At 37.2% G+C, this 11,569-nt stretch carries 8 protein-coding genes; all 8 read right to left on the bottom strand.

Translation table 11 applies throughout. The features are described 5' to 3' along the window. Window positions 1-8: 8 nt before the first annotated feature. The 8 genes from glnA to OTJ99_RS02715 all read right to left on the bottom strand — a co-directional run bounded on the left by glnA (window position 9) and on the right by OTJ99_RS02715 (window position 11,559). Window positions 9-1,346: a type I glutamate--ammonia ligase gene (glnA, locus tag OTJ99_RS02750; RefSeq protein ID WP_045165335.1), complete on the bottom strand. Its 1,338-nt coding sequence runs from the start codon at window positions 1,344-1,346 to the stop codon at window positions 9-11. A gap of 191 nt (window positions 1,347-1,537) precedes the next feature. Further along, window positions 1,538-3,385 carry an ATP-dependent zinc metalloprotease FtsH gene (gene ftsH / locus OTJ99_RS02745; RefSeq protein ID WP_045165336.1) on the bottom strand — a complete coding sequence of 616 codons (1,848 nt, stop codon included), beginning with the start codon at window positions 3,383-3,385 and terminating at the stop codon, window positions 1,538-1,540. A gap of 48 nt (window positions 3,386-3,433) precedes the next feature. Next, window positions 3,434-3,967: a hypoxanthine phosphoribosyltransferase gene (hpt, locus tag OTJ99_RS02740; protein ID WP_083943520.1), complete on the bottom strand. Its 534-nt coding sequence runs from the start codon at window positions 3,965-3,967 to the stop codon at window positions 3,434-3,436. Window positions 3,968-3,972: 5 nt separating this feature from the next. Then, a complete protein-coding gene (gene tilS, locus OTJ99_RS02735) occupies window positions 3,973-5,340 on the bottom strand; it encodes a tRNA lysidine(34) synthetase TilS (RefSeq protein WP_045165337.1) in 1,368 nt (455 codons plus the stop codon). 38 nt (window positions 5,341-5,378) lie between these two features. Next, complete coding sequence (locus OTJ99_RS02730; RefSeq protein WP_045165338.1) at window positions 5,379-6,395, bottom strand: peptidylprolyl isomerase; 1,017 nt, start codon at window positions 6,393-6,395, stop codon at window positions 5,379-5,381. A gap of 63 nt (window positions 6,396-6,458) precedes the next feature. After that, window positions 6,459-9,908 carry a transcription-repair coupling factor gene (mfd, locus tag OTJ99_RS02725; RefSeq protein WP_045165339.1) on the bottom strand — a complete coding sequence of 1,150 codons (3,450 nt, stop codon included), beginning with the start codon at window positions 9,906-9,908 and terminating at the stop codon, window positions 6,459-6,461. Window positions 9,909-9,910: 2 nt separating this feature from the next. Then, window positions 9,911-10,480 carry an aminoacyl-tRNA hydrolase gene (gene pth / locus OTJ99_RS02720; RefSeq protein ID WP_045165340.1) on the bottom strand — a complete coding sequence of 190 codons (570 nt, stop codon included), beginning with the start codon at window positions 10,478-10,480 and terminating at the stop codon, window positions 9,911-9,913. 101 nt (window positions 10,481-10,581) lie between these two features. Continuing rightward, a complete protein-coding gene (locus OTJ99_RS02715; protein ID WP_045165341.1) occupies window positions 10,582-11,559 on the bottom strand; it encodes a ribose-phosphate diphosphokinase in 978 nt (325 codons plus the stop codon). Window positions 11,560-11,569 lie beyond the last annotated feature (10 nt).

Raw genomic sequence — 11,569 nt, 5'->3', positions numbered from 1 at the left:
TTGTGTGATTAATATTTTGTGAGGTATGCATCAATCTCCCATTGATGTACCTTCGTTCTGTAGTCATTCCATTCAAGTTTCTTTGCTTCCAAGTACTTTTCAAATATATGGTCACCAAGAGTCTCGCGCATAAGCTGGCTATTTTCAAACTCTTTAATTGCCTCCTCTAAACTTCCTGGCAAGCTTCCAATTCCACGCTTTGCTCTCTCTTCTTCGCTCATTTCAAAAATATTATCTTCAACTGGTTCTGGTGGCTCAATCTTATTCTTTATCCCATCAAGTCCTGCTGCTAAAACTGCTGCAAACGCAAGGTATGGATTTGCTGATGGATCTGGACATCTGAGCTCAACTCTTGTTGCCTGACCTCTTTTAGCAGGAACTCTTATAAGCGGGCTTCTGTTTCTTGGTGACCATGCGATGTAAACTGGTGCCTCATATCCTGGTACAAGTCTCTTGTATGAGTTAACAAGCGGATTTGTAATAAGTGCAAACTCTCTTGCATGCTTCATAAGCCCACCAATGAAGTAGTATGCCTCTTTTGAAAGTTGAAGCTTGTCATTTGGGTCCAAGAAAGCATTCTTGCCATCAGAAACCCTTGCAAGGGACATATTTGTGTGCATACCAGAACCGTTAATACCAAATATTGGCTTTGGCATAAATGTTGCGTGAAGTCCGTGTCTTTGTGCAATTGTCTTTACAACAAGTTTAAATGTCACAACATTGTCAGCTGTGTAGAGCGCATCATCATATTTGAAGTCAATCTCATGTTGACCAGGTGCAACCTCATGGTGAGATGCCTCTATTTCAAATCCCATTTCCTCTAACGTCAAAACCATGTCTCTTCTTGCATCCTCGCCCAAATCAACTGGTGCTAAATCAAAGTATCCACCTTGGTCATGTGTCTGCAACGTTGGATTGCCATTTTCGTCTGTCAAGAACAAGAAAAACTCAATCTCCGGGCCAACATAGAACTTATAGCCCATTTCCTCTGCTTTTTTGAGCACTTTCTTTAAAACTCCACGTGGACAGCCAGGGAATGGTGTACCATCTGGTAGATACACATCACAAATAAGCCTTGCGACTCTGTTTGGTGATGGTCTCCATGGGAAGATTGTAAATGTGTTGAGGTCTGGTCGTAAATACATGTCTGATTCTTGAATTCTCACAAAACCTTCAATTGATGACCCGTCAAACATAATCTCGTTGTTAAGTACAGCCTCAAGCTGCTCAACGGGGACAGCAACATTCTTTAAAATACCAAAAATGTCTACAAACTGGAGCCTGATAAATTTGACATCCTGCTCTTTGCAGATACGAATAATGTCTTCCTTGGTGTAATTTTTCATCAAACCTTCCCCTCCATTATTAGATTTTTTCTGATTTAATAAACAAAAAAGGACAAAGGCACCCTTCCTTTATTCAGGACGCCTTTGTCCTTGCATTTTTATTATACTTCATTCAGTGTAAAATTGCAATACCTATTTTCAAATTTCATACTCACTCTATCCACTTCAAAATACCTTTAAACCTTATACAATTACGCAGGCTGTGGCTGTGCATCTTCGAATACAAGCTTTCTGAACTCTTCGCCTGTTAGTTTTTCCTTTTCTAAAAGGGCATTTGCCACCTTGTGAAGCTTGTCAATGTTTTGTTTGAGGATCTCTTCAGCTTTTTTATAAGCCTCTTCAATTATGCTCTTGATTTCTCTGTCTATTTCAGCTGCAACCTCTTCAGAGTAGTTCCTTGCAAGTGCTAAGTCTCTTCCTAAAAACACCTCTTCATGCTCTGTTCCAAATGTCATAGGTCCAAGTTTATCAGACATACCATACTTCGTAACCATATCCCTTGCAATTTTTGTAGCACGTTTAATATCTGACGCTGCGCCGGTTGATACATCTTCCAAAACGAGCTTTTCTGCAACCCTCCCACCAAGAAGAGTTATAATCTCTCTCATCATATCAGACTTTGAGGCATAGAATTTATCTTCTTTTGGCAAATACATCGTATACCCACCAGCATATCCTCGGGGTATAATTGATACTTCATGAACAGGCTCTGCGTCAGGTATCATGGTCCTGACAATTGCATGGCCTGCTTCATGGTATGCTGTTAGCTTCTTTTCCTTTTCTGTGTACACTCTGCTTCTCTTCTCTGGCCCCATCAAAACCTTTGCAACAGCTTCTTGTACCTCTTCCATATTGATTTGTTTTTTGCCCTTTCGCGCAGCCAAAAGTGCCGCCTCATTCAAAAGGTTCTCAAGGTCAGCACCTGTAAAACCTGCCGTTATCTTTGCTATTTGAGCAAGGTCAACATCAGGCCCGAGTGGTTTGTTTCTCGCATGAACTTTTAAAATCTCCTCTCTTGCCTTTGCATCTGGGATGTTTACAACAATTTGCCTGTCAAACCTGCCAGGTCGCAAAAGTGCAGGGTCTAAGATGTCGGGTCTGTTTGTTGCTGCCATGACAATTATCCCTTCATTCGTTCCAAAACCGTCCATTTCAACAAGAAGCTGGTTTAGGGTTTGCTCTCTTTCGTCATGGCCACCGCCAAGGCCTGCTCCCCTGTGTCGACCAACTGCATCTATTTCATCTATAAATACAACACAAGGTGCATTCCTCTTTGCCTGTTCAAACAAATCTCTTACTCTTGCAGCACCTACACCGACAAACATCTCAACAAAGTCAGAACCTGAGATGCTGAAAAATGGAACACCTGCTTCACCTGCAACAGCCTTTGCTAAAAGTGTTTTACCTGTACCTGGCGGTCCCACAAGCAATATACCTTTCGGAATTCTTGCACCAAGCTCAATATATTTTCTCGGGTTTTTGAGAAAGTCTATAACCTCTTTTAGCTCTTCTTTTTCTTCATCAGCTCCTGCAACATCAGCGAACGTAACCTTCTTTTTCAAGTCCTGAATAGTCTTTGCTCTTGACTTTGTAAAAGACATTATTTTACTGCCGCCACCTTGTGTCTGCTGGAGCATAAATATCCACACAAAAATAATAAGTCCAGCAAAAATCAACATTGGCAAAAACGAAGACAACCACCATGGAACCTGAGGCGGCTCTTTTGTCACAATCTCAATCCTTTTGGACTCAATTGCCGGCTGTATCTGGTCTAAAAATTTCTCAGGTGATGGTACAAATACATTGTCAAACTTTGTCCCATCCTTATATTGGCCAGACACATTGTTGTAACTTAGTATTATTCTTGAAACTTTTCCTTCATTGATGTCACTTATCAGCTCTGAGTAGATGACATTTCTTTTTTCACTCATATTAAAAAGCTGGTTGTAACTCAGCCCACCAGTTAAAATATCAACTAACAATAAAATCACAAGGGCAATCAAAATATAAATAGTTGCTGTTTTAAATAAGTTTCTCAATTGTAGATAGGCACTCCTTTCAATTTATAAATAAATTTTAAAGCTTTCTTATTCCAAAACACCAATATAAGGTAAATTTCTATAAAGCCCAGCATAATCTAAACCATATCCAACAACAAACTTGTCAGGTATCTCAAACCCTTTATAATGTATCTCCACATCAACCTTTCTTCTGCTCGGCTTGTCAAGCATTGTACAAATTTTAAGGCTCCTTGGCCTTCTTCCTTTTAAATATTCTGTAATGTATTTAAGAGTAAGTCCTGTGTCAACAATATCTTCAACAAGTAAAACATCTTTCCCTTCAATGCTTGTATCAAGGTCTTTGAGTATTCTGACAATCCCCGAGGATGAAGTTGAATTGCCGTAGCTTGAAACTGCCATAAACTCTATCTTCACAGGAATTGTTATTTGCCTTAGCAAATCTGCCATGAATACAACTCCGCCTTTTAATATGCACACCATCAAAAAGTCATCACTGTCTTTATAATCCTCTGAGATTCTTTGACCAAGCTCTTTTACCTTTTGACGAATCTGGTCTTCAGTTATCAAAATCTCTTTTACTTTCATTGTTATGTCTCTCACCGATATCAAGCTCCTTCCAGTATTGTAATTTTTATTTCTAAAAATTGTTTGGTTTGTGGTGTAACTTTGTAGCTCTGATTTATGGTAACTTTGTTATTGTATACATCAAATATAACTATCACTTCGCTCTCCTTTGCAAGAAGTGGTATGCTGCTTCTGTATCGTTTAGGAATCTTTTTATCAATAAACCATTCTTTCAGTTTCTTCTTACCCACTTTTAGCTGGATAAAATCACCATCTCTGCGTGTCCTAAAAAATATTTTCCCGTCAAATAATTTTTCGCTATCTACGTAAATGCAATTTTCGTGTTCCATACTCTGTGTGATTTTAAATTTGAATTCAAAATTCCTATACTTTATATCATACTCCTCTTTTAATGGAATTTCAAAACAAAAGTCGCTCTTTTCTACCTTTTTGTAAAACACAACAGCATCATTTTGCCTCTCAACAATCAAATCACCAAATATCTTCATCTTACCAGAAGGAAGTGAAAAAAGATTTAACACATCTTCTACTTTATCAAGCGAAACTTGCATTTCAAATTCCTTGAACACTTTTTTTACAAGCCTTTTCTGTAAAAAATGCGGCAGAGTGCTTGCCTCATTTATGTCAAGGACATAGTAAATATCTTCTTTCTTGACGCACCTTTTGAAAATATCATCAACAAGTTCATTTATCTGTAGATTTTCATCTCTTATTAGATTTATTGTCCTGAAAATGGTGTCAATTACCCCATCTCCAAATTTAGCTTTTACAAGCGGCAAAATCTCATTTCTTATAACATTTCTCTTATACTTTGAAGAAAAGTTTGTCTTGTCTATTACATATCTTATACCATTTTTATCTGCATATTTTTCAATCTCCTGCCTTGACATATATATAAGCGGTCTTGCAACAATATCACGCACAGGAGGAATAGATGCAAGACCATCAAGCCCACTTCCTCTAAAGAGGTTTAAAAAAAATGTCTCAACAACATCATCTTTATTATGGCCCAATAAAATTCTGTTGAGCCCTAAATCTTTCACAAGCTCATAAAAAAAATTATACCTTGCAAGTCTTCCTGCTTCTTCTTCAGAAAGCTTTTGTTCTTCTTTAAGCTTTCTAACATCCACTGATCTTGTTACGCATTTAATATTATACCTCCTACAAGTATCAATTACAAACAGTTCATCCTCTTTTGCCTCTTGTCTTAGCATATGGTTAAGGTGCGCAACTGTAATATCAAGTTCATACTCATCCTTTAATCTGTAAATACAATCTAAAAGCACCATTGAATCAATTCCGCCAGAACAGCCAATCAAAACCTTATCGCCTTTTTTTAACATATTGTGTTTGTCAATTGTCCGCCTTACCTTTTCTAAAAAATCCACTTCTAAAGCACCTCAGACACAAGCTTCAAAAAAGATTTTTATATAGAAACGCTCTTTAGGACATTCTCGAATTTCTTTATCTTGGCTTCCTTTTTCCACTTTTCAAGCAAGTTCTTGTAATATTCTTGCTTCTTTTCACTCTCTATCGTTGACTTTATCTCATCCTTTACATCGTTCAAAGTCAGCTGTTTTTTGTCTGTCACTTTTATAATGTGAAATCCATAGCTTGTTTTGACAACCGGACTTATCTCACCAATGCTAAGAGAAAATGTTGCGTCTTCAAACTCCTTATCTAATCCTGACTCACCTTTTCTAAAATACCCAAGATCTCCTCCTTTTTGTTTTGTAGTCTCATCTTCAGAATACTTTTGTGCAAGTTTTTCAAAACTCTGCCCGTTTTTAATCATCTGCAAAACTTCTTCTGCTTTTTTCTTCTTCGCAGCCTCTTCTTTTGGGTCAGACACTTTAAAGAGAATATGACTTGCTTTTACCTGAATATAGTCAGATTTATGTGAATTATAATAGCCTTCTATCTCAGAATTTGATGCTGTCTGGTTCTTTGTCACTTCATTATAAAGTTTTGAGACTATCTGCAATTTTATAAGCTGATCTTTGTAGTCATCTTCTGTTGCACCAATGGTTTGAAGATATTGTTTAAACTGCAGTCTGTTTTGTGAGTCATTTTTGTACTGGTTAATTTGCTCATCTATTGCCTTTTTCTCCTGAGCAGTCAATGTGATATTTCTTTTCTTGGCTTGCTGAAGTTCTATTTGCCTTATGATAAGACCTTCAAGTACATTCTCCTTTATCTGCTCCTCATAAGTTTTCCCATCAACCCTTTGTGACAAAAACGCCTTGTCAAGCCCATAATAATAGTCAATTTGAGACCTGTAGTTGATAGAAAATTCCTTTTTAGTAATCTTCTCTCCATTTACAATGGCAACAGCTCTGTTCTCGTCAACATATTTTATTATCTCCGGAGTTACGGCAATGAGGATTACCAGCAGCACAACCGCTGCAGATGCTAAAATAGCAATTTTTGCCTTCTTTGTCATATATTCCTTCTCCTTTGTCTAAAGTTTTTTTACAGAATAATAATATTATAAAACAACGAAAGATTATTTTAAAGCACCTATATTTCTACAGCCTTCTTCCAAGCACTCTAAAAGATTTATCAAGAGGTCCAAAGAATCTTTTGTCAAAAAGACCTCTACTGTTCCATCTTTTCCTTGCGCATATGATACTCCTCTTTGGCTGAATAACTCCTTAGCAAGTGAAACTGTTTCATGTGAGAAGAATTGCAACTTAACTTTCTCACTGCCGTTTTGCATGACATTTAGTATTCCTAATTTTTTACAAAGAAGCTTTATATAAGCAATCTTAATGAGGTTGTCAACCTCTTTTGGAACATCGCCAAATCGGTCAATCAGCTCATCATAGATTTCCTGAACATCTTCTTTTGACTCAATGGAAGAAATTTTTTTATACATATTAATTCGTTCTTTTTCATCTTCTATATAATCAGCGCTTATAAACGCATCAACCTTTATATCTATCTGAGGCTCAATTTCCATCTGAATATTTTCGCCCTTTAGCCTTCTTATTTCCTCAGACAAAAGCCTTATATACATATCATATCCAACAGCATTAATGTGTCCGTGCTGAAGCTTTCCAACAATTGAGCCTGCACCTCTTATCTCAAGGTCTCTCATTGCAATCTTAAAACCTGAGCCAAGCTCTGTAAATTCCTTTATAGCAGCAAGTCTCTTTGACGCCTCTTCAGATAGTACCTTGTCTTTTCTAAATGTAAAATATGCATATGCAAGCTTGTTTGAGCGCCCAACTCTTCCGCGGAGTTGGTAAAGCTGTGCAAGACCAAGCCTGTCTGCATCCTCTACAATGAGTGTATTTACATTTGGCATATCAACACCTGATTCAATTATTGTTGTTGTGACAAGTACATCATATTTGCCGTTTATAAAGTCAATCAGCACCTCTTCTAACTGTTTTTCATCCATCTGACCGTGCGCATACGCAATCTTGACATCTTCACCTAAAAGTGCCTGAAGCCTATTTACCACCTCTTCTATATCTTTTACCCTGTTGTAGAGATAAAATACCTGTCCCCCTCGTGAAATCTCTTTTAAGATTGCTTCTTTTATAACCTTTTCATTATATTCCATGACAAATGTCTGCACAGGAAACCTGTCTTCTGGTGGGTCTTCAATAATGCTCAAATCTCTTATACCCAAAAGTGCCATGTTGAGTGTCCTTGGAATCGGTGTTGCTGTAAGAGTCAAAACGTCCACATTTTCTTTTAATTTTTTTATCTTTTCCTTGTGTTCAACTCCAAATTTGTGCTCCTCGTCAATAATCAAAAGCCCCAAATCTTTGAACTTTACATCATTTGATAAAAGTCTATGAGTTCCAATAATTATATCAATTGTACCGTCTTTTAACCTTTTTAATATCTTCTTTTGCTGGCTCTCAGTTTTTAAACGCGAAAGCACTTCAATTGTTATTGGAAAATCTTTCATTCGTTGTACAAATGTCATATAATGCTGCTGAGCCAAGATTGTAGTTGGAACAAGCACCGCTACCTGCTTTGAGTCCATCACAGCTTTAAATGCTGCGCGCATAGCAACTTCTGTCTTGCCATACCCAACATCACCACAAAGAATCCTGTCCATTGGCTTTTCGCTTTCCATATCTTTTTTAATCTCCTCGATTGCCTGAAGCTGGCCTTCTGTTTCGGTGTACGGAAACTTTTCTTCAAACTCCTTTTGCCAGATGGTGTCAGGCGAGAACTTAAAACCTTTTTTGAGCTGCCTTTTTGCATACAGCTCAACTATGTCTTTTGCCACAACCTCAAGTGACTTTCTGACTTTTTGCTTTTGTTTTTGCCACTCTAAAGTTCCAAGCTTTGATAGTTTCGGTTCTGAATCATCAGTGCCTATATATTTCTCAATTACATCTAAGTTGGTGGTCGGTACATACAAGTAAGAGTTATTAGCATATTCGAGTTTTAAATATTCTTTTGTCACACCCTCAACAGTTATCTTTTCAAATCCCAAAAATCTTCCAATACCATATGTCCTGTGGACAACATAGCTTCCGTACTTTAAGTCTTCAATTGTGTAAAAAGCTTCTTTCTTTGATTTCGGTCTTTTTTTGATATCATTTCCCTTTTTCTTCTCAAAGTTGAAAAAGCTAAGGCATACCCATTTTAAGTCCTGAAACTCAACTCCTTTTTCGATTGACTGTGGAAGAAGATAAACTCCTCGTCCCTCTGCTAAAACCTCATCTGTCTCACTAAACTCTAATCCACTCTTTTCAAGATCAGATCTTAAATCTTCAAGCGATGTCCTGCTCCCTGCAAAGACATTTATGGTGTAGCCTTTTGAAAGGTAATACTTTATATCATCTATCAAAAGGTTTTTCTGCCCATTGTAAGATGGAATTTCTCTGAGATTGCTAAAGGAAAAGATATCTTTTACTTGTACCTCCTTTATATTTTGTGTAAATGTTTGAAGAATGATTGAATTGGAAAGGTTATCTAAAATCTCATGGAATTTGAAATAGCATTCTGCCATTTTCGGCAGTACATATCCTTTTTCTAAAAGGTCTTTATAAAGTTCCTCAGTCTGATCTTCAAAAGTTTTCAAGCTGCTGTGAACCTGATTATACTCGTCAATTACAACAAGGCAATCATTAAAAATATCAAAAATGGATCTGAAATTTTGGTAATAGTAGGGATATAGTCTGTCAATTTTTAAATCAAGCCCATCCACTACATCCTTGAAACTCTCTTCCAAGCTTCTTCTTGCATCGCCTTTGAGCTTGCTCTGAAGTTTTTTAAAATCAGCTACTACCTTTTTGATACCATCTGAAAAGTCAATACTTAAATCCCACTCACAAGCTTTATAAATCTTTACATAAGAGACCCTTTCAAACGACTTTTGAGTCTCAACGTCAAAGTACCTTATGGTATCAATTGTATCACCAAAGAATTCTATTCTGACGGGGTACTTGCTGAAAATGGGATATATATCTATTATCCCACCTTTCTGGGAAAATTGACCTTTCTTCTCAACAACCTTAACTCTTTCATAACCATATCTTGAAAGCGCATTTAAAAATTCATCAAAATTCATCTCTTTGTTCTCTTCAAGGGTGATAGACTCAAACTTAAAATCTGCGTACTTTTCAAGCAAATTTTGCGGGCTTAAAACAAGCACATCAAATCCTTCTTCAAAAATCCTGACAAACTCTTCCATTCTTTGAATATCTGAGTCCTTGCTCTTTGCAAATGAGTTTATAAGAGGATTCTCCCTTTCTTGCAAAAAAACCACTTTGTCAAAAAGACTTTTGAACCTTCTCTCCCACTCACTTTTGCCCTTTTGATGCGTGACAAAGAGAACCTTTTTGTTAAATTTTTGACACAGTGCTTTGACCAACAATGCCTTTCCCATCTCGCCAAGGTTTGTGACAAGTATGGGAAGGCTTTTTTGTAAAACTGACCTTTCAATATTTAAAAACTCATCAAGCTTTTCAAAAACTCTCAGCAAATCTACACCACCACATCCCCATTTATATAGTTCATTGCCCTGTCAATACCACTCTCAAGCAAAATTTTAATACCTTGTGCTGCTTTTTCAATTGCTCTAAAAACCTTTTGCTTCTCATCATCTTCAAATTCTGACAATACATATTTTATCATATCCTCTTTTGGAATACCAATGCCAATTCTAATCCTCGGAAACTCTTCTGTACCAAGCCGCTGAATTATAGACTTCATGCCGTTGTGTCCACCATCTGACCCTTTCTTTCTCATCTTAACAACTCCAACGTCAAATGCTATGTCATCATAGATGACAATTAGTTTTTCAGGTTTTATTTTGTAGAAATTTACAGCCTCAATAATACTGTCACCGCTCGCGTTCATGTATGTCATTGGCTTTAAAAGAAGTACTTTCTTGCCAGCATACTCAAAACTCCCAACAAGACCTTTGAAATTTATTCTGTCCACCTTTGTATTAAAAGTCTGTGCCAGGTAATCGATTGCCAAAAACCCTGCATTGTGACGTGTAAATGTATACCTTTCGCCTGGATTACCAAGCCCAGCAATGATGTAGTCCAAGTTCAAATTCACTCCTTTTTTACAAAAATAGGCTGCCTTTTAAACCTAAATCAAAAGACAGCCTTTATGTTCAATTTTAAAAACAACTTTTATAGCTTAATTCACCTATTTGGCTTTGTGCTAATGTACTCATCAAATAAAGGAGAGATTGCAACATCTTCATATATTCTGTTTATTGCCTCAGCAAAAAGATCAGCAACAGAGAGCACTTTAATTTTGTCGATTCTCTTTTCAGGAGGCAGAGGAATAGTATTTAATACTATCAGTTCTTTAATTGGGGAGTTTTTAATTCTCTCAACAGCAGGACCAGACAACACTGGGTGTGTACAGCAAGCATAGATTTCTTTTGCTCCATAGTCCATGAGAGCCTGTGCTGCTGCAACAATTGTCCCTGCTGTGTCTATCATATCATCAACCATTATGGCAGTCTTGTCTTTGACATCACCAATGATGTTCATTATCTCAGCAACATTTGCTTTTGGACGTCTCTTGTCCACAATAGCAAGTGGCAGGTCAAGTTTTGTTGCAAAACTGCGTGCTCTTGTAACACTTCCTAAATCGGGCGATACAACAACAGCATTTTCAAGATTGACATTTTCAAGGAAGTACTTTGCTAATATTGGAACACCAATTAAATGGTCAAGAGGGATGTCAAAAAATCCTTGAATCTGCGGCGCATGAAGGTCCATTGTGAGTACCCTGTCAGCACCAGCAGAGGTAATCAAGTTTGCAACAAGCTTTGCAGTAATTGGGTCACGAGCTCGGGCTTTTCTATCTTGTCTTGCATATCCATAGTAAGGAATTACAGCTGTTATTCTTCCGGCTGAGGCTCTTTTAAAAGCGTCAATCATAATTAAAAGTTCCATGAGATTCTCATTGACAGGGTGGCATGTTGACTGAACAACAAACACATCCGCACCACGTACAGTTTCATTAATCTTAACTGAAATCTCACCGTCTGAAAACCTGCCTATCTCTGCATCGCCAAGTTTTTTGTTGAGCTTTTTGGCTATTTCTTCTGCTAACTCTCTGTTAGAATTTCCAGCAAATATCTTTATCTCTTTGCCATGTGTTATCACTTTTTTTTAC

It is taken from the genome of Caldicellulosiruptor naganoensis (genome assembly GCF_026914285.1).
In the GTDB taxonomy this organism is placed as follows: domain Bacteria; phylum Bacillota; class Thermoanaerobacteria; order Caldicellulosiruptorales; family Caldicellulosiruptoraceae; genus Caldicellulosiruptor; species Caldicellulosiruptor naganoensis.
The sequence above is the reverse complement of the archived record's forward strand: the minus strand, read 5'-3'. Positions and strand labels throughout refer to the sequence as shown.

Excerpts from the sequence above, each read along its gene's own strand:
- glnA (WP_045165335.1), bottom strand. The coding sequence starts at position 1,346 with ATGAAAAATTACACCAAGGAAGACATTATTCGTATCTGCAAAGAGCAG.
- OTJ99_RS02730 (WP_045165338.1), bottom strand. The coding sequence starts at position 6,395 with ATGACAAAGAAGGCAAAAATTGCTATTTTAGCATCTGCAGCGGTTGTG.